Origin of the sequence: Olsenella phocaeensis, assembly GCF_048189965.1 — a bacterium.
GTDB classification, from domain to species: domain Bacteria; phylum Actinomycetota; class Coriobacteriia; order Coriobacteriales; family Atopobiaceae; genus Olsenella_I; species Olsenella_I phocaeensis.
Genome location: NZ_DBEZHV010000011.1, coordinates 136101 through 156056 on the forward strand (window position 1 = coordinate 136101; position 19956 = coordinate 156056).

Genomic DNA, 19956 nt, shown 5'->3' on the forward strand with positions numbered 1-19956 from the left:
CTTCAAGCGTCATTCGGGATCGCGCGACGTGTCGATGACGGCAACCGTGTCGCCCAGCATCACGGGCACGTCGCCCTCGACCAGCGCCACGTCGATGTCGTAGGAGACCTTGGGCTGCGTGCAATCGGCCAGGGCCGCGCGGGTGACCGCAAGCAGCAGGGTCGGGTCCTCGATCTCGCTGAAAGTGACTTGACCAAATGAATGCACTTTGGCCGTTCTGTCCGCGTTCCACCGCCCCCAGGCAAGCCGCGCCTGCTCGTCGCCGACCCAGTTCACGCCATTGTTCACGCTGCCGAAGGTCAGCTTCCTGCGGTAGCCGCCCGTCCAGTTGCCGTTCTCGTCCACGTTGGGCAACCCCGCACCGAAGCCGTAGAGCGCCGTGTAGACCTCATCCTCAAGAACGGTTCTCGTGCATCGCGCCAGGTTCTTCCCGTAGGTGAACCGCGCCCCGCGCCATGCCCCGACCCGCTCCACGATAGAGAGCGTCCGCGATGTCACGCGCCCGTCGGCAACCGTTATCACGCCCGAAGCCTCGCCGCCCCAGACCTCGCATACGCGCCGCAGGGCAGCCAGCGCGTTAACGTGGTAGAGCCAGCAGCCCCTGCGGCCAAGCTCGCCGCACGCTCCCACGGCCCAGCGCGAGTTGGCAAGCGCCGCCGTCAGCGCCCTCGTTGCCGTGGCGTTGGCAAGCACCGTATCCTCGATGAAGTCGTCCAGCAGCTCGCACAGGGAAGACTCCGCATACACCGAGCAAAGCCCCTCAAGCGGCTCGTCCGTGCGGACCACGACAAACTCCCGCCAGCGCCCGTCTAGGTCGTCGTGCCACACCAGTCTATCGCCCTTGGCCGGAACGTCCCGGCACTCGAACTCAAGCGTGTCCTCGCCGCCCAGCTCCTCGGTGTGGACCAGGGCACCCGCGACGGCAAGCACACCGATCCGCTCGTCGAACCGGTCGAACCAGTGCAGGGTGGGAACGGCCCCGGCCATCACAGCCACCTCTCGCGCCAGACCACCACATGGGAGGAGCATCCCGAGAAGGTCAGCTCCACCTGCCCCGGCTCCAGGCAGAAGAAGTCGCTCGATAGCGAGACGTCCGCACGCGCGTCAATGCCGTCCAAGGTGACGGTCTCGCGCCCGCAGTCGATGATAACGTCCTCGCCGCCGATGAACTCATGCTCGACGCGCACGAATGCGCCACCGCACCCGACCTCCACGGCAGAACCAGCCGCAGCCTCCACGATGAAGACTGGCCACGTGGCCCACGTCCCGCCGACCGTGAAGCTGGTGCCGTCGCTCGTGCGCGAGGCCCCGTAGGCCACCGGATCGTAGCAGGTGAAGGTGACATCGCACGACGCATCCCCGGTCACCGAAGACCAGGGAGAGGCCGCCGTCACCACTGCGTCATGCCATTCGAGCCCGGGGTACCCCGGCAGTACCAGCACGCCGCCGTCAGGGGCATAGAGCCATGAGCAGATCCGCCGTTTCAAGGCCGAAAGCCCCGCCTCATCCAGCGCCTCGCGAGCGTCCAGGAACAGCCGCACCCGAACAATGCGCGGGACCAACCTGCTGCCCAGCAGCAGCTCGCCCGCACGCCCCGGTACCACCTTGGCCGTCGGCACCACAGCATGCGGCCCCTCAATGACCTCGCAGGTCGTGCAATCCGAGAAGTCGTGCCCGCCGTAGGTGATGGAGCTCATACCAGCCCCCTCGCACGCGAGTAGGCGATGGAGCGCCGCTGAGTCTCGAGAGCGATCTCGTCGACGCCCCTCAGCTCCGATTTGCGGCCCTCGTCGGCGCCGTCCGGCTCTTTGCCCATGTTGGGCACAACAGCCCGTTCAACGGGCTTCTGCGCCCTCCTGCGCACCTTGCCCGCGTTCATTGCGGCCTCGCAACCGTCACGTACACAGCAAACCCCCACAGATACCGTCCCGACCCGTCGCGCCCACGGTACTCCGGCGCGTCCGTGTCCAGCCCCACGATGCGGTTCAGGAAACCCGCAGCGTGCTCATCCCAGTCGGCAAATCGCAGCGCCCGCTCGCACGCCAGCGCCACGGCCTCGGCCACAGCATTGACCTCCCTGCACACCACGACCTCCACCACGCGCTCGCCGCGCTCGGCACCCACCTGCTCGGAGTCCCGCTCGTACCCGCCCGGTACCACAACAATCGGCTCGGCGCACACGAGCGGAGACAAAGATTGTGTGAAAACGGATGTGAATTGGGCCTCTACCAGCATCTTCGCGACCAGCCCGCACACGGAGCCGCGCGCCGCCTCGTACTCAGCCATCACCGAAGCGTCGCTCATCGTACCGTCAGCTCCCAATGGTGCACGCGCCCGCCGACCGTCTCGCACCGCTTGCAGGCCGCGACCAGCAGAGACGCCCCGCCAATCTCCACCCGCGACCCGGCGGGCACCTCGAAGGCCCCAGCCGAGTTGACGGCATCCACGTAGACCTTCCCGGCCCCGCCATCGACCGGCCTATGCACGTCATCCACCACGCTCTGCGTCCGGCAGAACCTCACGTTGCGCACGAGTCGCCCATCGGCGAACGTCCCGTCCGCCCGCACGACCCGCACCACCATCGTGTCCGGCAGCAGCCGCCTGGGTATCGGCCGAAGCACAACCATCACCGCACCCCGCAGAAGGCAAGCCCGGTCCCATATAGCTCGGCCACAGCGGCGGCGGTAGCCTGCTCGGCCCCGGTCGCAACCCGGTCGCTCACGTACTGCGACACCTTGAAGTCTCCCAGCGAGAACCCGCCCACCTGACCAGACCCGAACTCCGCAAACGCATCCACAGCCGCACACACCGCCCGCTGGTAGGCCGCGTAGGCCGCAGCGTTCGCCTCCGCGTCCACCACGGCCCCGCCCGTCAGCTCCACCAGCAGCCGACGCGCGGCGGGCATCGCCGAGTGGAACCCCTCCACCGGCAAATCCCCGCAGTACTCGTCCCGGTAGAACTCGTATGTCACGGCCACGGCACCCACAATAGTCCCTACGCCTTCGCCGCGCTCACGTGGACACCCGCCAGCTTGTTGTCGAACAGCTCAACGATCCCGTACTTGCGGTACTTCATCATGTAGCTGTCCAGGTTCTCGAGCTCCGAGGGGTCGAACACCTTGCTCGCCACGTGCTTGTCGAACTTGATCACGGCCGACCGTTCCACCACCATGAAGTTGATGGCCTTGCCGGACGCCGCCTTGCTGTAGCCGAAGCTCGCCTCGCCCGAGTTCAGCGTGATCGCCGTGTAGAACCGCGTCTGCGGCACCTCCACGATGCGGGCGAAGCGCGTGAGCACGGCGTTGGAGCGCGTGGGGTTCGCCAGCGAGAAGTCGTCGAGCGTCCCCTTGAGCGTCGGCGTGATGAAGAGGATGCGCGACCCCGTGGAGACCTCGGCCTCGTCCATAGCGTTGGTCACGTCCCGCAGCGACGCCAGCACGTCCGCCGCCGTGGCCTTGGAAAGGTCCTCCTCAACCGGCGTCACGCCCGCATGCGAGGCGATGGTCGCGAAGGTGAAGGCGTCGGCCTCGGGCGCCACCTGGGTGCGCTGCAGCTCCGCGCCCGCCTCGATGAAGCAGTCGAGCACGCCGGCCTCCTCCACGTCCATCACGTCGGCCACCAGCTTGATGCCCCGGTCGTAGTTGAAGGTCTTGGTCTCGAACTCGTAGGTGATGGAACCCGTCTTGTAGCCCTCGTTGCGGGTGTAGTCGCCGAGTCCCGTCACGGAGATCTTGGGGATCATGATCTCCTTGGCGTTGTGCCCCGCACGCCGCATGCGCCGGGGGCTGTTCAGCACGGTGGAGACCGCCGCCCGCTGGTAGACCTCGTCCAGGATGGTCGTGTAGTTCTTGGTGTACGCGATGTCGTTTGCCATGTCAGCTCACTACTCCTTGTCGTCGTCGAGGCCAGCCAGCTTGCGCCACCGCCTCATCTGGTTCTCGTCCCTGCTTGCCACCCCTGCGGGGGACAGACCCGTGGTGCCAGCCTCCGGCTTGGCCTTGGCATCGGAGAAGAGCCACGGCTCCGCCTCCTTGAGCACAGCAACGTCGCCGCCGTGGTCGTCCAGCAATGCCTTGGCCGCTTTCACGTTGCGCACGCCCGCAAGGCGTAGCTCGAACTCGACTCGCTCGGAAGCCGCCTGGGCCTTCACCCGCTCGATCTCGGCGGAGAGCCTGTCGGCGTTGGCCTTGGTCTGCGCCGCCTCGGCCACCTGACCCTCCAGCTCCTTGATGCGCTCCTCCTGCTTGGCGAGCAGCGCCTTGAACTCGTCGGTGCCACTGTCCGTGGCGGTCACTTCTTCTTCCGCGTGCTGCGTTTGGTTGTCCGCTTGCCCTTGCGAGTGCTGCTGCGTCTCTGCCGCCTGCCCGCCATCGGTACCCTCCTTCATCGGTGGACCGCCTTTCTGCTCGGGAGGCGAGATACGAAACGCCCGCCTCATCTAGCTCGTACAAGAGCAGATTAATCAGGTGTCACAAGGTCACGTCTTGCGTGTAAAACGATGCTGAATGCCCACGGACATATGATGCGCTGGTATCATAGAGAGCTGCTTGGCAAGGTGGTTGTTCTTAGCCTGCTTGCCATGCGGCGATTCATCACCGCAAACAGGGATTGAGGTGTTCCATAATGAGCGAGCAACCAAACATTCTGGCTGAGATTGCCAATCAGATTCGCGAAAAGAAGCAAGAGGTGCGTTACAGCACCCGCGAGTATGTTGCGGAATACCTCATAGCGAAGTTCAAACAGGATGATTTCTATATTCCGTTGGAGTACCAGCGAAACTTTGTCTGGACAGACAAGGAATGCAGCTACTTCATAGAATCTGTCCTCATGGGCTTGCCTATTCCCTACATGTTCTTTGCCGATGCGGATGAAGGGAAAATCGAGATTGTCGACGGTGCCCAGAGGATGACCGCCTTAGCCAACTTCGCTAACGGCGAGCTGACCCTGACGGGACTTGAAATGCTCACTACGGTTAACGGCAAAACATACGCGGACCTTCCTAGAGAAGTGCAAAGACGATTTGACAATTCCAATTTCCGTGTGGTTTTCCTAGAAGAGGGCACAACGGTTGAGGTTAGACAAGAGATATTCCGACGTATCAATTCTTCTGGCAAGAAACTTCGCTCACAAGAAATCAGGCGAGGATCGATGGATGGTGGTTTCAGCCGTCTCGTGTCAGAGTTGGCGCAAAACACCTTGTTCAAGGAACTTGCCCCTCTGAGCGAGACCGCGCGCAAGCATTTTGATGACCTGGAGCTCATTACGCGGTTTTTCGCTTATGCAGATGGCTACCCGGCGTTTGATGGCTACAAGGATCGCGTGGCCGAATATCTCGATAAGTACACCGAGGCCATGGATCGCAAATTCGAAGAACAGGCTGACCTGAGAGAGCAATATACGGCTCGATTCAATGACATGCTCAACTACGTCAAGGGCGCAATTGGGGATCTTGGATTCAGGAAGACGCCGACGGGCAACTCAACACCGCATGCTAGGTTCGAGGGAATATCTGTGGGTGTTGCAATCGCGTTGGAAAAGAAACCCGATCTGCCAGTTCAAGATATGTCATGGGTTATGGACGAGGAGTTTCAGCAATTGGTACGCTCCGATTCTGCCAACGTGAAGGCCAAGCTGAGCTCACGCATTGACTATGTGGCCGAGAAGCTGCTAGGAAATCGGTAGGCACTATGGCAGACAGCAATTTGAACCTCGCCTATGAGCAGGTCTATCAGGATAGACTTGCGGAAACCAAGAGCATGATCACCCTTGCAACATTGCTTGATGTGCTAGACCAAGGCATTGCTGGAAGCATGACTTACCAAGACGTTATGGGCAAGGCATACGAGGAGGCTCATAGCGCAAATCCGAATGGTGTCCCTACGAACCTCCCTGACGTCACGCTCGTCTCAAGCGTCATCCGCTCGAACGTGAAAATCATGATCTACAACATTATCGAGTTCTCCGTCACAAGCCTATTCCAGGCTATTTATGATCGCCTTGAAGATGAGAATTGCAGCTATGTCGATGTCTCGGAGAAGCTGCGCACGCTATGGCACCATACGCGCATGCGCAAGCTAAATGACCCAAACGCAAGTAACGAGACGGCAGAACGGACAAGCAAAGAGCTTCTTGATGAGGTGATTGCTAAAACGACGGTACATATCACCGCACGTCAAACCATGCCCGGTGGCAACCTTGATGGAAAAGAGATTCTCAAGCTGTTCGATAACCACGGAATCTCTGTTCACGCGGCTGGTAGTGGCTATAGAGAGGACGAGCTTAAGGACATCAAGGATCGCAGAAACGCTTTGGCTCATGGATCCATCTCGTTTGCTGATGCAGGCAATCAAGTGACCACCTCCGAGCTTGCAGAGCTAATCACTCATGTCGACTCGTTCCTCATGCAGCTTCGCTCGGATGTCATCTCCTACCTCGATTCCGGCGAATACAAGGCGGACGGGACAGTCGCGAGCGAAGCCTAGCTAGCACAGGCTGCAATAATGCTCTTGCCGACAGCCTCGCCGAGCTTCGGCGGCACAGCATTGCCGATGTGACGCGCAATGGCCTTGCGGCTCAACTTCTCGCCCGGCTGGATGAATTTGTATCCAGCAGGGAAGCTCTGCAAGATTGCCCCCTCGCGCAAGGTAAGCGCACGGTCTTGCTCAGGATGACCAAAGCGCCCCGTGCCATACATGTAGAACTGCGTGGTGATGGTCGGAGATGTCTCGTCCCAGGCCATCCTGCCATAGACAGATGGATAGGTCTGCCCGCTGTCCTTCTTGTGGCAGGCAAGCTTCAAGTCTTCCGGCCAATCCCTCCATGTGCCATTGGGCACCGATGCCTGAATCCGTTGCAAATTAATCTTGGAAAGCGCAGACGCCGTTTGCAATGGATCGCCTTCGTACACTCCGCCAGCCTTCACGGCGGGGAGGCTACCGATGGCTTGCCGCACCGTAACCGCATTCGCCTCGTCATTGGTCGGCTCGATCAAGCTAATTGCACCCTTCTTAGATGCAAGCAAAAGCAAACGTCGACGATGCTGGGGCACTCCATACTCCTCGGCCTTTACCACGCTATAGGTTACGGAATACTCCAACTCCTCGAGCTTGACCACGAAGTCCGTGAAGATGCTCTCCTTCACCAGCTCGGGCACGTTCTCCATCGAAATGTAGTCCGGCTTGACCTCTTCCGCAAGCCTGCCGAACTGGGCAAGAAGCCCCCAGTCCTTGTGGCGGTCACGGTGCTTCTTGTCCTTGCGGTGGGTGGAGAAGGGCTGGCAAGGCGCACAACCAACAAGAACCTTGATGTCGAAGTCCTCAAGGAGCTTGTTGATCTCCTCGCCGGTGACCTCGCCGACGTTCTTGCAGATGAAAGAGCCCTCGCCGTTGTTCGCCTCGTAGGCATACTTGCAGGAGGAGTCGAGGTCGATTCCGGCAACCACATCAATGCCGCTAGACCGAAGGCCATACGTCAGCCCGCCTATTCCGCAGAATAAGTCAACAGCCCCGATCTTGGGGCTGTCCGCAATCGTGGGTATGTCAGCCCTGGTACCTATGACTACTCCCAACCTGCGCTCAAGCCTCGTATCACCTTTTGGAGCCAACCGCAAGAGCCGACTCGTTTGCAACTTCCTACAATATCAGCTCGTGGAGAGTTTGTGAACGAGCAATCGTCAAACTGCACCACCACTCCACCGAACTAACAGGCATGGCTCCGCGTCCTGTCTGCGCGTGCACGTCATGAGCCGGCTTCATGGTGGCCGACCGTCACAAAGTCACTTGGCGAGATGGGGCAATCTAGCGTGTCCCGCACATCTAATCCCGAAGCTGTTACGTGGAATCGCCCAACATAGCCCCCAACATGTCCGCACTCAGCGGCACCCCGGCTAGATACGCATCAAACACCACCCGCGCAGGCAACGCATACAGCTCCACCACGTTCGATAACGGCGCTTCCTCATCGGCGATTACACCGGGGAACCGCACCCGCCCCCTGTGCTCTATCACGTCACCCGCAGACGGCGCAACGAAGGCGTTCACCACCGCATCGAAGCAATGGTCGATCACGAACCCGCGATACGCCGCCTGGTAGAGGAACTGCTTGGTCACCGACTCCACGCCCGGCACGCCGCGCACCTCGGCGCCCAGCGTCGGCGTGTAGTACTTGGCGTCGAGGATGGCGAACACGCGCCGCCCGTCCGCGCCGCGAGCGAGCAGCACCGTGTCGGGGATGAGCGTGGCCACCTCTCCGCAGCCGGACTCGTCGCCGACATTGCCCATCGCGCTCCACTCCGGCCTCGGGATGATGTCGAGCAGCGTCTCACCGCACCTCGCGTCCCAGCCTTCGGCGAGGTCCAGCCCCAGATCCCCGAGGCGCTTGCCCAGCGTATCGTCGAATGCCACCTTGCAGGCAAGCTCCCACACGTGGTAGAAGGTCGACGTCCCCAGGCAGAGCGGCGTGTCCGCCCGCACGGTCGTGTCGTCCTCGCCCACGTAGCGCAGCAGCAGGTCTATCACGTCCTGCTTCCACGTCACGTACTGCACGCCGCGCTCCCGCTCCAGGCGGTAGGAAACGAAGTCTGCGTCGCCGAAGTCCTCCACGTCGGCGTCCGACAGCCATACCTCGTCGAGCGCCAGCAGGTCGGCAAGTTCGCTCTCCTGCATGAACTCCGAGCACTTGGTCAGCACGCAGCGGTGCAGCCGCATCACGAAGTCGGCGGCATCCTGGTCGCTCTCGTTGGTCTTGTAGTCCACGTATATCGGCCTGCCGCCGCTCAGGTAGGGCAGGTTCGTGTTGATAGTACGCTCCCAGTTGATGTCGCCCGGCCCGTTGTCGGCCAGCGTGCGCACGTAGTTCGAGTACACGCCGTACTCGTCGTACATCTCGAGCAGAGCGAGCATCAGGGCAAGGCGGTCGTTCGCCCTCATGCCCTCCTCGGTCATGGCCGCGATCTGCGAGTAGCTGCCACCGCTCTTGCGCAGCACGCGGAAGACCTGGCGCATGGCCGCCCGCAGCCCGTCGCCGGGATCGTGCGCGTCGGCCACGGGCAGGTACTTCGGGTACACAATCAGGCAGAGGTCATCCACTAGCACCAGCCCCACGTAGACGAACTGGTACTTGCCCCGCGCGTCCGCCTCGAAGTCCGCGTCGTACTCCTCGCCGTCGTCGCTTGTGCGCAGCTTGAGCACCCCATGGGCGCACAGCCGCTCGACCAGGCGCATCGTCGCGGCGGCGTCGAGGCCCAGCAGGCGGGAAAGGCTCTGAGGCGTGTGGAACGACAGCTCGCGGACATAGGCCGTCTGCATGGGCCTACTCCTCGACTTCTGCGGTGTCTTCGCCCTCCGGCATGCCATCGTCCGGCGCGTCCTCGGCAAGCGGTGCGCCTATCCACTTGAAGGCCCGCTCACCCTTCTCCCGGAAGTCCTTGCACACCAGCGAGTAGGTGAGCGTACCCTCGCGCGAGAACACCTTCGACTTCTTGGTCTTGACCGCGTCCTCGAACAGGTAGAGCAGCACCTTGTCCTGGAAGGTCTCGGTGAAATGCTCGGCGTCTTCAAGCCGCGGCGGTGATATGAAGAACGGACCCAGCAGCTTGTCCTCGTTGATGCCGGCCTCGAGCAGCACGCGGTTGATGCCGCGCCGCAGCTCGTCCCAGCTCACCAGGCCGCCGTGGCCCGCCACGGGCACGCGGTACCGCCCGATGGCGGCGCTGCCTGCGTCGATGTCCATGTAGTGGAAGTCCCAGCGGCGCTTGAAGGCCGTGTCCATTGGGAACACACCCTGGTCCGCGCTGTTCATGGTTGCCCAGATGTAGAGATTAGGCGGCAGGCACAGCCGCTCTGTCTCGGCCTTGAGGCGCATCTGTTCGGAAATCAGCTTCATCGGGTCGCTGATGTGCGCGTTGGTCGCGTACTCGGGCAGGAAGACCCGCAGGTAGTTGCGCATCTCTATGGGCGTGGCGACCTCGTACTCGCTCGTCCCGTCCGCCTTGCGGTCGAGCAACTGGAATATGTCGCCGAAGGCTGCGGCGGGGTTGGCGCGGTTGATCTCCTCGATTACGAGCAGGTAGTTCGTGCCGGGGTTCTGCACGGCCTTGATGTAGGTCTCGAGGAAGGGCCCGGGCACAAACCGGTAGGTTATCTCCTCCTCAATCTTGCTGGCGGGGTCGCCCTCGCCCTGCTCCTTGACCTCAGAATAGGGCTTGTAGCAGCCGACGAACTGGGCATAGGTGTAGTCCGGGTGGAAGGTCACGCGCGTCACGTTGGTCTTGTCGAAGCAGCCCGGCTCGTCCGCCGTGCCGACTGCGAGCTTGTTCAGCTCGTATGACTTGCCCGTGCCGGGAGCGCCGAAGAAGATGAGGTTGCGGGGTTGGTTGATCTCGGGTGCAATCTCGTTCTGATAGCGTTTCATAACGTCATCGAAGGAAGAACGGTCGTCTTCCTCCTTCGCAATTATGGGTTCCAACTCGGGATATGCCTCAACGATGCCGGCGAACGTCCCGGGCTGTGCAATGTCACAGGATAACAACAAGGCGCCTATATCGCTCTTCGGGGAACTCTCGACCACACGAATCGTTTGGTTCGCGAAGTCATCCATGCCGAACAGGGCCATCTCCGAATACCTCACGTATACCGATGGCGCAACTTCAAGCAGATCAGGCTTGGTAAGCGACTCTTCGAGAACGTAACCGATGGAAAGCGCAGTAGTAGTGTCATCATTGTGCCCAGCACCGAGCTTCACGTCTTCGATTCTTGCCAAGGCGCGGAATCCCTGCTTCCAGGAAGTCGGGATGCCCTTTGAGTTGTCGGAGCCAAGCCAAATGAGAGCATAAGAGCCAACAGCGATAGTGCGCGGAACCTGTTTGCACACGACAGGGTGCCTGGACAAGAATGATGCACCAAAAAGCTCCCCAAACGTGTCCCGCATCATGGACACCAACAGCGGAGATTAGAATGTGGCTCACGCACAACCGTCTTGCGCTTGCGGCGTTTGAAGATTTCTTTGCCGCCACCCCTGGCCGCTGGCCTGGCCGTGCGCTGCCAACCTCGGGTTGGGCCGCAGCTCGGCCAGTCCATCGCCCAGCGCAGGCGGCAAAACACTCCCAGCAGCGGTCACACCAGCAGGCACCGCACACCTCCGGCCAGTCCGCCTCAGCAGCTCCACCAGCGACCCCACACAACCGCACAGCAGCCCCTACGCGCTCGCATGCGCCAGCATCCCATCCGAGCCCGCCAGAGCCACCAGCGACCGCATACGCGCCTCGTAGCAGTCCGCACAGTGATACGGCACCCAACCGCCCGAATTGTCGCCAGGAAGCCCGCATGCGGCCCCAGAGCGCCCCCACAAAACCCGGATGTCCCCACACAGGCAAGCCCATCCCGAGAGCGCCATACGCAATCGCATCCGGCGGCTCTACGCGCCCTCAGAGACGGTGCCGACGGTCCCGGACACCCCCTTGCCCTTGAGGCCCCGCGCACGCGCCTTGGCGGTCTTCTCGTCCTCGCCGTACCACTTGACGCGGTACTCCCAGGCGTTCATGGTGACGCCCACCTCGGCCATGTCCTGGGCCTTCTCCGCCGCCGTGTCGGTCACGATGGAGTCGTCGAACATCACGCCTATGGTGCCCTCGTCGGGCACTTCCGCGCCCAGCGTCCGCGAGCAGGCAAGCGCCGCGTGCGAGATCTGCGCCAGCGCTCCCTGCAGCTGGTTCTCGTGGTGGCGGATGTTGCGCATGAGCGCCGAGTTGTCCGACGAGACCTCCGTAGCCGTCTTCACGTAGCCCGTGTTGTCGAAGTCGAAGTAGCTGATGCCCAGACCGCACAGGTCGCCCATTATCTGCAACGCGATCCGGAACGCCTCGGCCTGAGCATCCGTGCGCAGCGCGGGTGCGAACTCCTGGATCGTGTCCTCCGTGCTCATGACCTTGCGGAACACCGTGCAATCGCCCTTGCCGAAGGGTATGGGCGTGCTCTTGCCCCCGTCGCGCTCGTGGTCGAACATCACGTCCGAGAGGAACACCCGCATCTTGCTCACGTCCACCTCGTTTATGAGCGCGTCGAAGGCAAGATCGACCGACTGTATGGCATCCACCGCATCTGCGAACACCGACTGCCCGTAAGGCGACATATCCACGCGCGTGTTGGTGATGGCAGGTTTCACGATGGCGAAGGTGGGAAAGGCACTGCCCGTGTCGAAGTCGCCAACCACGCCCGCAGGCTCGATGACGTTTCCCTCCTCGTCAAAGCACACGGTGATGATCCGATAGGTGGAAGGTGAAGAAGAGCCAGCCGAGAAGGGCACTCCATCAGCCGCATTTGGTGAAGGTGAGAATGGCGAAGATGCCGATAAACCCTCGCCACCAAGCACGTGCATCTGCAACTGGTCCACCGGCTTCCCCTTGTAGAAGGCCCGCGTGCAGAAGGCGCATTCCGTCACCCCCTCGGCATCCCAGGTGAGAGGAACCACCATTCGCGCATCGTAATGCCGGATCTTCACCGCCTTGCGCCCCAAGTCCATCCATATGGCGAAGGCACCGGTACCAAGCCCAAACGCCCGCATGACGGTAGCCTGCGCCAGGCTCATGAAGTTGTTTGCCGAGAAGAACGTGTCGAGGAAGTCCGTGCAAACCTGCTCCTCACACACCACCCGCGTTTTCTCGTTCAGAAGCAGAGAACCCCACTCCCGGCATACGCGCATGGCCGGCATGATGGATCGCCGATGCACCTGGTACACCCGCCCGAACCCGTCGGTGTCCCGATAGTCGTAGAACGACCCCTGCGCCCGCATCCACATGTCCCACGATTGAATATGAGGCTCCATGTCCTCCAGCGGCAGCCGATACCCCAGCCCCCGCAGATACCCCCTCACATGCTCCGGCAACCAATAATCATGCTCGTCAAACCCGCTCATGCGCAACCTCCGTCCTCCGCGCAGATTTACAAGGCCAAGTGTCCGCCCCCGTCACAACATCGCCTTTCACGCATGGCACATTCCCGTTGACCAGCAGCGGTATAATTGCGAGGTAATGACGATTGGGCGCAGAGGTGAACACGATGGCAATTCTTCCCGCGAAGAAAAACGAACCCGTCCGACTCCTTTCTGAGGAGGATGTGAAGAAGTTCATTGGCGTTGAAGATTTTCGCCATGTGACGAAAAACCAGGTGGTGCAGCTGGTTAGCTCTTTGTCGCAGATGGATCCCGAGGTTGCAAAGAGAGTAATCGAGCAAGTGCCCGAGATGGGTAAGATTGCCCTTGGCATGGCGCAGGAACTGAAGGAGAGCTACGAGTCATCTCTGAAAGCAAATGAAGCATCTAGTAGCGACACGCTCAAGCAAATCAATGCCATCATCGACATCCTCTCTGAGCAGCTAAAGAACGACGGCGTTACGCCCGAGGAAAGAATCCATATCTATGACTGCCTTAACAGCCTTGCCGATAAATCCGTTGAGGTCCACCGCTTAAATCAAGACTTCATCAAGGAAGGTCTAAGGATAGTTGCCGGCTTTGCGGGATTTGCCCTAATTGGCATAGGTGCCGTTTTGGGCACGAATGGCAAGTTTGAACTTCCCGATTTACGTAGATAATCCAACGCATCGCATTTACCCCCGCAGGATGTCGTCCATCATGGCATAGCGAACGGCATCGATGGAGTGGTCCTGACCGTCCGGGATCTCGTCCACCCACGTCCCATCGGGCATGCGCAGGTACTCCTTCAAGGTGAACTCCTCGAAAGTCCTCGGGCACCTCACTGGGTCGATCACGATCTCCCGCAGCCCCGCCAGCCACTAGTACGAAAGCTTCCTCATTCTTGCCTTCCGCGCCGGTCGTATGCGGATGCCGAAGTCCCGCCTATACACGGCCATCTGCTGCTTGCCGTCCGGCGTGTCGTCGCACCACACCAGCTCATTGTGAAAGTAGGTGTCCTCGCCCGGCTCGTCCGCGTAAGTGAGAAAATCCACCACCATCTGCCCGGTCTCATGCGGCGTCTTCCGGTTGGCCGAGTGCTCCTCGAAGATGAGAAGCCGCCTGGCCCCAGGCTCCCAGGCGCACCGCACAAATCGCCACGGGTCGGGGAACCAGCCCCAGTCCACCCCATTCCTCGTTCGCTCGAAGTTCCGGATGCGGCCAAGTGAAAGCCTCTCGTCGCGTATGTTGGTGAAGACATTGCCCCCGGTGCCGGTGACCTCGCCCAAATACTCCCACCGCCAGGCCGTCTCGTTCACGTCCCGCAGATATTCCGCCTCGTCGATGAAGGGGTCTCCCAACCACTCCGGATGCGCCTCGACCACATTGAGGTAAGAAGACCGCCTCACCAGCGTGTCCGCCCGCTTCACGCGCTCCAAGCACTCCACGTTCACCCAGCTCCACATCGTGCGTGGGGGTTGTACGAGTAGAAGATCCAGAAGCTATCTCCACCGCGCCGCAGCGAGTTGAGGATCGACCTCACCGCCTCGATCCCGTCGAACTGGTCCAGCTCCTCGAACCAGACCACGGCCGGGTATCCCTTCGTGAACTTGAGACCCTTGAGCTTCAACGGGTCGTCCGCCCCACGGAAGACAATCCGCTGCCCCGTGGGAAGGTAGGTGATCTCCATCGGCGACAGCTTCGCCTTGAAGTAGCCCTCAAGACCAAGCGCCGAGATGGCCCACAGCACCTGCTGGTAGACGGAATCGCGCAGCGTGTTCCCGAACCGCCTCACCACCACCGCATTGGCCTGCGGGTTGGCGATGACGAGAAGGACGATGCAAAGACTGATGAAGGAAGACTTCGTGCTGCCTCTTCCCCCGTGCAGCCAGTAGTGCGTGTGCCCGTGCGCCATCACGTCGCCTAGCACGTCGTGGAAACGGGGGATGACGAGATCCGCCGCGCTAATCATCGTTGCCGCCCTCCACAGTCCGCACCTCCACGCCCAGCACGATCTGCGGCACGTCCTCACGCCCGTCGTCCCTCTGCCGGGTGGTCTGCGCGTACTCGTCCGGATACTTGCGTTCCAGCAGCCACGCCGCCGCTGTCCATTGCGGGTTTTTCTCGCGGGTGGCCGTCGTAAGGATGGTCTGCAGAAGCTCGGCCTTGTAGTCGGCCTCTGCCTTTTTGATTGACTCACTTAATGAACGATGCAGCTTGCAGCTCGGCTTGCTCAGCCAGCGGTAGAAGGTCTGCTCGGTAATGCCCAGAGCGGCACAGATGTCCTTGTTCGTGAGGCCGCTGCGTTTGAGCTTTGCAGCCCGATCAATCATCTCTTGGCTTATCTTCGGCCTTGCCATGACAACAGCCTCCTTTCCATGGGGCCATTGTCTGGTTGCGTCACAAGCTGGATTCGCCGTCTTCTCCCTTGTTTGCTCGCTCGATTCTCTTACGCAAACGCGAGTTACGCTGCCGCAGTGTGGCGTACTCCCTAGAAGCTGCCGCACGTTGCGACTCTGCTTCCGCCGCCTCCTCTTCAAGAATCTGGTTGTATGCCCGCGCCCGCTCCACGTGATAGACCTCGCTGCACCGTGCGCACATACCGGTCTGCCGGTTCAGGTGGTCCACCAGGTTGCCGCACTCGGGACACTCTTGCATCTTCCGCAGGCTCACATGCACCCGATGGGCGAACTGCTCCACGGCATGCGGAGAGTGGTACGCGCCGAACTGCTCCATGATTGCATCACTTACCGCCTGGGCGCCCTGATGGGCGTATTCGCGCAAGACCTCCTCATGCCCGGTTGTCCAGAAGCTCATGCGGCCACCGCCCCGTGAAGAGGGGCCACATGCGCCCGGCAACGACGATGGGCGGGCGAAAACGTGTGCCCCGGCACGTTTTTGGCCCGCTCGTTGTATGCGCCATGCAGGGGTACACAGCATGCAAGGCCCCTATAAGCGTGCTGCCTCCCCGCAAGGTCTGCATTTTGCAGAGTTTGCATACCGTGTCACCCCCTGTCCCTCACGCGCCGGATTGTGGCACTCGATGGCCCGGTCTCAAGTTCGAAGAGCGGGCTCTGCTCCACGTATTTGTTCACCGTCCGGGTGTCCTTGCCCACGTGCTCCACAAACGACTTGCGATCCACCTCGTCACGCTCGCCCATGAACTCGTCCAGCGAAGACTCGATGGCGCTGAGCGCCTTCTTGCCTTGCTCCTTGTGCCACGCCTTCGCGCCGCCCGGCTTTCGGGGCTTGCTGTCGGCCAGCATCCCGCTGATGTCCTCCTCGTGGATGGGGTAGCGGAACCACACGTCCTTGGGCCGGGGTGCCTTGAAGTCGCGCAGCACGAACTCAAGCCGGAAGGGGATGGCGTCGTACCAGCGCAGCAGCTCCTTGGACTCCTGCACGTTCTCGTCCCACTCCAGCTCGGTCATGTCGATGAGCGCGTCGGCATCGCGGGCGAACACGCCAGAACCGGAGGCACGGTCCTCGGCGTTCTTGCTGCCTTGGGCGCCCTTGGAATGATGATGCGTGTAGGCGATGGTGCATCCCAGGCCCTCGGCCAGGCGGTCGAGCTGGGCACAGAAGGCCGTTATGGCGTCGGCGTCGTTTTCGGAGCCCGGCTGCACCTTGTATGCCGGGTCGATGATCACCAGGTCATAGGTGCCCCGTGCCACCTTGGCGAGAAGCGCATCCACCAGCTCCTCGATGCCGCTCACCTTGCCGCGCAGGTTGGCCACGTCGAAGTTGGCGGCGACATCCTCTGCGGTCACGCCCATCTTGTCGTAAACGCGGTAGATCCGGTGCATGAACTGCGGCTCCTGGATCTCGAGGTTCACGTAGAGCACGCGCCCCTTGGCGCAGTCGAAGCCGCACCAGCGGGCTCCGCACGCTACGGCCACCGCCAGCTCTATGAGCAGATAGGACTTGCCCGACTTGGAAGCCCCGGCGATGAGCAGCTTGCCGCCGCGCCTGACGATACCCGAAATGGCCTCCGGCGGCAGGTCGGGCAGGTCCTCGCGCACGGTGATGGCGGGCACGATCTTCACTGCCGGTCCCGCATCGGCGTCGGCCCCTTCTTCGGGCTTGTGCCGGTGCCCTTCATACCACGTGCGGAAGTCCTTGGCACCGATGCTGGTGTAGAGCAGGGTCTGCCGTTGCGTGCCGCGCCGTATCCCCGCGATCCGGGTGAGGCGGCTGCAATCCTTGTTGGCGGGGTCCTCCTTGAGACCCGCCTCGTTACAGAGCTCGTGAAGGGCCTGGACCCGGTCCTCGTAGTGGTTTGGACCGTCGGCATCGACGCGCACCAGGGCATGGACGGACTTGCCGCCGCTCATGGTCATCGTGGCGATGGGCAGATCCAGCGTCCGCATGATGCGGATCTGGTCTGCGATGGGCGGCTCGTCGCTCTCGATGAGCGCGTGCCGGTAAGCCGTGGTCCTGGCCTTGCCGCGCCCCGTGCCGTCGGTGGGGTTCTGGCAGAGCCACACTCCGGCTTCCGGCTCGTATCCGTCAAGCACCCCGCCGCAGCCAGGCGACTCCAAAAGGCCGATGAGCTGGTCGCGCTCGTAGCACCTGCCGCCGTCGGCCGGCTCCCACTTGTGCCGCTTCTCGTCCCAACGGGCACCAACTGATATGTTCACCTGCTCGCCTGGCTCGAAGAGCACCCGGAGCTGTGCGGCCATCTGCTCCACCGGAGCGAGGTCAAGCGGCCTCGGGGTCTTGTCGGCCTTCGTCGGCACCCAACCACCCTCCACGCCGCCGCCCTGCCAGCCAGCCTGCTGGGCATGCCAGAAGAGCGTACCCGCCGTGATCCTGCCCTCCTGCTCCACGTGCTCGAAGAGCCGCCGAGCTTGGGCCTCGTCGTAGTTGCTGGGGTCAGACCCCGACCAGGCAAGGAACGTCTCGAGGTCGCCGCCTGCGGCCTTGTAGCTGATGCCGATGTTCTTCCAAGTCTCGTAGTCGGGCGGGGGTGCCATGAAGAGAAGCGCCGAGTCCGCCCGCTCCTTGTCCGTAGCGAACGCGCCCACTAGGCACCGCCGCCCTCGGGCTTGTGACGGTCGCATACCATCGGAACCGAGGAGGTGGTGGTGGTATGCTTTGAACGCAGGCCACAAGTGGCCTCACCAGTGGCGTCCGCCGTGCGCTGTCCTCGCCAAAAGACCAGCACGGTGGGCGTCCCCTTGTCTGCCAGCATGACTACACCACCTCCACCAGCCGTAGCTTGTCCGCCACCTCGTGCTTGGGGAAATACAGCCGCCTGCCAACCTTCACGTAGGGCAGCTCGTCCTTGTCGCAAAGCCGGTACACGGTGCGCTTGGAGGAGTCGAGTACCGCCGCCATCTCGTCGACGGTCAGCAGGTCGCCGAAGTTGGCAAGTTTGCGAGCGCTGCCCTCACCGCTCATCTAGCCCACCTCCACGGCATCGGGGATCTCATCGAGCAGGGAGGACGTCTCGCCCCTCCACCCCCGGCTGCGGTAGACCTTCGCTATCTTCTCGATCTGGTTGTCGTAGGGGATGAAGCGCCCCGTCTCGATCCACGTGATGACGCCGGGTTGCATCTCGACCTCGCGGGCGAGCTCGGCACGCCGCATGTTCAGCGACTCGCGCACCATCCCGGACCTCACCGGAACCATCTGCCTCATTTGCCCTCCTTCCATCCGATTCGCGGTAAAATATGGTTGCCGCTAATTTGTGCTTGCCTTTGTGCGAGCACCATGCTATCTTTGTACAAGTTTCGAGTAAAGTAGTTTTACCGATAAATTTTGGAAGGCGAGAAAAGATGGAAGAGAAGCAGTTCACAGGCATAGCTCTCGCTAAGAAGGACGAGCAGGGCATCTGCATCCTCTATGACATCGAAGCTCAGAGAAAGCGGTTGAAGAACGAGAAGGGCCTTGAGGAAGACCCCTACGTTGCCTTGGTCAATGCGACAACCTTGACCGAACTCATGCTTGCCTACGAGCAAATCCGACTCGATGACACCGAGACCCCTTTCGTCTCCGGCCATTTTGTCGTTGACCCCCAGCCAGTTACCTATGAGGACGTCCAGGGCATTTGCGCCCTATTCGGCGACGAGACCCCAACGAAGACCACTGTCGCTAAGGTTCGTGACGCGATTGATGCCTGGAGCGTTGAAAACGTCACCGAGGAAAGTGGGGAGCCGCTGGAAACGTCAGATGGGGAGAGGCATTGGACCTTCAACTGCACGCCGCTATCGATTATGGTTGAGGCGCTTGACGACCTTCGCAGGCACGCCCTGCTCCTTTCGTGGTTGGTGGGCAAGACCGACTTCGCGTCTGCTCATGGCCTTCCGGCAGGTGACAGGACGGCAAAGTTCAAGAAGCTCGGCGACGCCTACGAAAAAGACCTCGCGTATTATTACAGCCAGCTTGAAGAGGCACCAGGCAACTACTGGAACAGCATCAACGCTAACGCCCAGATCCAACAGATGCATCTGTATGAGCCAAAGACGATAGAGCGCGACCTAACCTACTACATAACGTCGGTGTTCGATCTCCTCATGTCGGATGACACGCGCAAGCTTGACCGCGATCTCAGGCCGTACATGTCCTGCAACACGCTGCTTGCCGCTGCGTGGACTCGCTTCGCAAAAGGCGTGAGCCAGGAGGACGGTTCCGGCGCGTTGGGAATCTGCAGGCGTTGCAACAAGTTCTTCGAACAGCAGCGCAATACCAAGCAGTATTGCAGCGAGTCTTGCAGAGTCATGGCGACGCGTGATAGAGCCGAGGGCATAACGGGGAGGCCCGACCCGGAACCAACAGTGATCTCGAAGCGTCGAGCGGAGCAGAAGGCACGCGCGGCAGAAGAGAGGGCCCGCATCGACGCCCTCGTAAAGAAGTACGGCTCATACACGGCTCCAGGCGGAACCATCTACTTCTAAGGCCAAACCCGCCCATCAGGGCGTTTGGACATACGTCATCGAAAGCAAAAGCCAGCGAGCAAGCAGAAAGGAGGGAACCCATGAGATTCACTGGAGGAAGCGTAAGCGAGGAAAAGCGCAAGAACGGCAAGAGCTACAACCCCAAGCACTGACGC

Annotated in this window: 23 protein-coding genes; 4 read left to right on the forward strand and 19 right to left on the reverse strand. The window is 61.4% G+C overall.

Going from position 1 to position 19956, the window contains the following annotated elements:
- Positions 1 to 9 precede the first annotated feature (9 nt).
- From ACMPH2_RS05605 to ACMPH2_RS05640, 8 genes are all read right to left on the reverse strand, one after another.
- On the reverse strand, positions 10 to 987 hold the full coding sequence (locus ACMPH2_RS05605; protein WP_417118847.1) for a phage tail spike protein: 978 nt from the start codon (positions 985 to 987) through the stop codon (positions 10 to 12).
- A complete protein-coding gene (locus tag ACMPH2_RS05610) occupies positions 987 to 1697 on the reverse strand; it encodes a phage distal tail protein (RefSeq protein ID WP_417118848.1) in 711 nt (236 codons plus the stop codon). The genes ACMPH2_RS05605 and ACMPH2_RS05610 overlap by 1 nt, the downstream gene beginning before the upstream one ends.
- Entirely contained in the window at positions 1694 to 1879 is a 186-nt protein-coding gene (locus ACMPH2_RS05615; protein ID WP_417118849.1) for a hypothetical protein, read from the reverse strand. The genes ACMPH2_RS05610 and ACMPH2_RS05615 overlap by 4 nt, the downstream gene beginning before the upstream one ends.
- Positions 1876 to 2304, reverse strand: coding sequence for a hypothetical protein (locus ACMPH2_RS05620; RefSeq protein ID WP_417118850.1), 429 nt, complete (start codon positions 2302 to 2304; stop codon positions 1876 to 1878). Before ACMPH2_RS05620 ends, ACMPH2_RS05615 begins: the two co-directional genes overlap by 4 nt.
- Positions 2301 to 2627: a putative minor capsid protein gene (locus tag ACMPH2_RS05625; RefSeq protein ID WP_417118851.1), complete on the reverse strand. Its 327-nt coding sequence runs from the start codon at positions 2625 to 2627 to the stop codon at positions 2301 to 2303. Before ACMPH2_RS05625 ends, ACMPH2_RS05620 begins: the two co-directional genes overlap by 4 nt.
- Positions 2627 to 2926, reverse strand: coding sequence for a hypothetical protein (locus ACMPH2_RS05630; protein ID WP_417118852.1), 300 nt, complete (start codon positions 2924 to 2926; stop codon positions 2627 to 2629). The genes ACMPH2_RS05625 and ACMPH2_RS05630 overlap by 1 nt, the downstream gene beginning before the upstream one ends.
- 68 nt (positions 2927 to 2994) lie before the next feature.
- On the reverse strand, positions 2995 to 3873 hold the full coding sequence (locus ACMPH2_RS05635; protein ID WP_417118853.1) for a hypothetical protein: 879 nt from the start codon (positions 3871 to 3873) through the stop codon (positions 2995 to 2997).
- Between the two features lie 9 nt (positions 3874 to 3882).
- Positions 3883 to 4293, reverse strand: coding sequence for a hypothetical protein (locus ACMPH2_RS05640; RefSeq protein ID WP_417118854.1), 411 nt, complete (start codon positions 4291 to 4293; stop codon positions 3883 to 3885).
- A 329-nt stretch (positions 4294 to 4622) separates the two neighbouring features.
- Between ACMPH2_RS05640 and ACMPH2_RS05645 the strand changes: the two genes are divergently transcribed.
- Together ACMPH2_RS05645 and ACMPH2_RS05650 are read left to right on the forward strand one after the other, a co-directional pair.
- The gene (locus ACMPH2_RS05645) at positions 4623 to 5681 is read left to right on the forward strand and encodes a GmrSD restriction endonuclease domain-containing protein (protein ID WP_417118855.1); all 1059 of its coding nucleotides are present in this window, start codon (positions 4623 to 4625) and stop codon (positions 5679 to 5681) included.
- Between the two features lie 5 nt (positions 5682 to 5686).
- Positions 5687 to 6481 (forward strand): MAE_28990/MAE_18760 family HEPN-like nuclease, encoded by a 795-nt coding sequence (locus ACMPH2_RS05650; protein WP_417118856.1) that lies wholly within the window; start codon positions 5687 to 5689, stop codon positions 6479 to 6481.
- Here ACMPH2_RS05650 and ACMPH2_RS05655 read toward each other — a convergent pair.
- The 4 genes from ACMPH2_RS05655 to ACMPH2_RS05670 form a co-directional block, all read right to left on the reverse strand.
- Positions 6478 to 7626, reverse strand: a complete 1149-nt coding sequence (locus ACMPH2_RS05655; protein ID WP_471752467.1) for a DNA cytosine methyltransferase — start codon at positions 7624 to 7626, stop codon at positions 6478 to 6480. The two genes, ACMPH2_RS05650 and ACMPH2_RS05655, sit on opposite strands and share 4 nt — an antisense overlap.
- 202 nt (positions 7627 to 7828) lie before the next feature.
- Positions 7829 to 9304 carry an LlaJI family restriction endonuclease gene (locus tag ACMPH2_RS05660; RefSeq protein WP_417118858.1) on the reverse strand — a complete coding sequence of 492 codons (1476 nt, stop codon included), beginning with the start codon at positions 9302 to 9304 and terminating at the stop codon, positions 7829 to 7831.
- 4 nt (positions 9305 to 9308) lie between these two features.
- On the reverse strand, positions 9309 to 10409 hold the full coding sequence (locus tag ACMPH2_RS05665) for an McrB family protein (protein ID WP_417118859.1): 1101 nt from the start codon (positions 10407 to 10409) through the stop codon (positions 9309 to 9311).
- 1002 nt (positions 10410 to 11411) lie between these two features.
- A complete protein-coding gene (locus ACMPH2_RS05670; RefSeq protein ID WP_417118860.1) occupies positions 11412 to 12908 on the reverse strand; it encodes a hypothetical protein in 1497 nt (498 codons plus the stop codon).
- A gap of 143 nt (positions 12909 to 13051) precedes the next feature.
- Between ACMPH2_RS05670 and ACMPH2_RS05675 the strand changes: the two genes are divergently transcribed.
- Entirely contained in the window at positions 13052 to 13582 is a 531-nt protein-coding gene (locus ACMPH2_RS05675) for a hypothetical protein (RefSeq protein ID WP_417118861.1), read from the forward strand.
- A 201-nt stretch (positions 13583 to 13783) separates the two neighbouring features.
- On the opposite strand, the gene ACMPH2_RS05680 is transcribed toward ACMPH2_RS05675, so the two are convergent.
- From ACMPH2_RS05680 to ACMPH2_RS05710, 7 genes are all read right to left on the reverse strand, one after another.
- The gene (locus ACMPH2_RS05680; protein ID WP_417118862.1) at positions 13784 to 14332 is read right to left on the reverse strand and encodes a hypothetical protein; all 549 of its coding nucleotides are present in this window, start codon (positions 14330 to 14332) and stop codon (positions 13784 to 13786) included.
- A 20-nt stretch (positions 14333 to 14352) separates the two neighbouring features.
- Entirely contained in the window at positions 14353 to 14874 is a 522-nt protein-coding gene (locus tag ACMPH2_RS05685) for a PBSX family phage terminase large subunit (RefSeq protein ID WP_417118863.1), read from the reverse strand.
- Entirely contained in the window at positions 14867 to 15262 is a 396-nt protein-coding gene (locus ACMPH2_RS05690) for a helix-turn-helix domain-containing protein (RefSeq protein WP_417118864.1), read from the reverse strand. Before ACMPH2_RS05690 ends, ACMPH2_RS05685 begins: the two co-directional genes overlap by 8 nt.
- A gap of 40 nt (positions 15263 to 15302) precedes the next feature.
- Positions 15303 to 15719, reverse strand: coding sequence for a hypothetical protein (locus ACMPH2_RS05695; RefSeq protein WP_417118865.1), 417 nt, complete (start codon positions 15717 to 15719; stop codon positions 15303 to 15305).
- Between the two features lie 188 nt (positions 15720 to 15907).
- The gene (locus ACMPH2_RS05700) at positions 15908 to 17929 is read right to left on the reverse strand and encodes an AAA family ATPase (RefSeq protein ID WP_417118866.1); all 2022 of its coding nucleotides are present in this window, start codon (positions 17927 to 17929) and stop codon (positions 15908 to 15910) included.
- Between the two features lie 169 nt (positions 17930 to 18098).
- Positions 18099 to 18305, reverse strand: coding sequence for a helix-turn-helix domain-containing protein (locus tag ACMPH2_RS05705; RefSeq protein WP_417118867.1), 207 nt, complete (start codon positions 18303 to 18305; stop codon positions 18099 to 18101).
- Positions 18306 to 18545, reverse strand: a complete 240-nt coding sequence (locus tag ACMPH2_RS05710) for a helix-turn-helix domain-containing protein (protein WP_417118868.1) — start codon at positions 18543 to 18545, stop codon at positions 18306 to 18308.
- 137 nt (positions 18546 to 18682) lie between these two features.
- On the opposite strand from ACMPH2_RS05710, the gene ACMPH2_RS05715 reads away from it, so the two are divergent.
- A complete protein-coding gene (locus tag ACMPH2_RS05715; RefSeq protein ID WP_417118869.1) occupies positions 18683 to 19801 on the forward strand; it encodes a hypothetical protein in 1119 nt (372 codons plus the stop codon).
- The last annotated feature ends 155 nt before the right edge of the window (positions 19802 to 19956 follow it).

Excerpts from the sequence above, each read along its gene's own strand:
- ACMPH2_RS05605 (WP_417118847.1), bottom strand. The coding sequence starts at position 987 with ATGGCCGGGGCCGTTCCCACCCTGCACTGGTTCGACCGGTTCGACGAG.
- ACMPH2_RS05610 (WP_417118848.1), bottom strand. The coding sequence starts at position 1,697 with ATGAGCTCCATCACCTACGGCGGGCACGACTTCTCGGATTGCACGACC.
- ACMPH2_RS05615 (WP_417118849.1), bottom strand. The coding sequence starts at position 1,879 with ATGAACGCGGGCAAGGTGCGCAGGAGGGCGCAGAAGCCCGTTGAACGG.
- ACMPH2_RS05620 (WP_417118850.1), bottom strand. The coding sequence starts at position 2,304 with ATGAGCGACGCTTCGGTGATGGCTGAGTACGAGGCGGCGCGCGGCTCC.
- ACMPH2_RS05625 (WP_417118851.1), bottom strand. The coding sequence starts at position 2,627 with ATGGTTGTGCTTCGGCCGATACCCAGGCGGCTGCTGCCGGACACGATG.
- ACMPH2_RS05635 (WP_417118853.1), bottom strand. The coding sequence starts at position 3,873 with ATGGCAAACGACATCGCGTACACCAAGAACTACACGACCATCCTGGAC.
- ACMPH2_RS05645 (WP_417118855.1), top strand. The coding sequence starts at position 4,623 with ATGAGCGAGCAACCAAACATTCTGGCTGAGATTGCCAATCAGATTCGC.
- ACMPH2_RS05650 (WP_417118856.1), top strand. The coding sequence starts at position 5,687 with ATGGCAGACAGCAATTTGAACCTCGCCTATGAGCAGGTCTATCAGGAT.
- ACMPH2_RS05660 (WP_417118858.1), bottom strand. The coding sequence starts at position 9,304 with ATGCAGACGGCCTATGTCCGCGAGCTGTCGTTCCACACGCCTCAGAGC.
- ACMPH2_RS05665 (WP_417118859.1), bottom strand. The coding sequence starts at position 10,409 with ATGAAACGCTATCAGAACGAGATTGCACCCGAGATCAACCAACCCCGC.
- ACMPH2_RS05670 (WP_417118860.1), bottom strand. The coding sequence starts at position 12,908 with ATGAGCGGGTTTGACGAGCATGATTATTGGTTGCCGGAGCATGTGAGG.
- ACMPH2_RS05675 (WP_417118861.1), top strand. The coding sequence starts at position 13,052 with ATGGCAATTCTTCCCGCGAAGAAAAACGAACCCGTCCGACTCCTTTCT.
- ACMPH2_RS05685 (WP_417118863.1), bottom strand. The coding sequence starts at position 14,874 with ATGATTAGCGCGGCGGATCTCGTCATCCCCCGTTTCCACGACGTGCTA.
- ACMPH2_RS05690 (WP_417118864.1), bottom strand. The coding sequence starts at position 15,262 with ATGGCAAGGCCGAAGATAAGCCAAGAGATGATTGATCGGGCTGCAAAG.
- ACMPH2_RS05695 (WP_417118865.1), bottom strand. The coding sequence starts at position 15,719 with ATGAGCTTCTGGACAACCGGGCATGAGGAGGTCTTGCGCGAATACGCC.
- ACMPH2_RS05705 (WP_417118867.1), bottom strand. The coding sequence starts at position 18,305 with ATGAGCGGTGAGGGCAGCGCTCGCAAACTTGCCAACTTCGGCGACCTG.
- ACMPH2_RS05710 (WP_417118868.1), bottom strand. The coding sequence starts at position 18,545 with ATGAGGCAGATGGTTCCGGTGAGGTCCGGGATGGTGCGCGAGTCGCTG.
- ACMPH2_RS05715 (WP_417118869.1), top strand. The coding sequence starts at position 18,683 with ATGGAAGAGAAGCAGTTCACAGGCATAGCTCTCGCTAAGAAGGACGAG.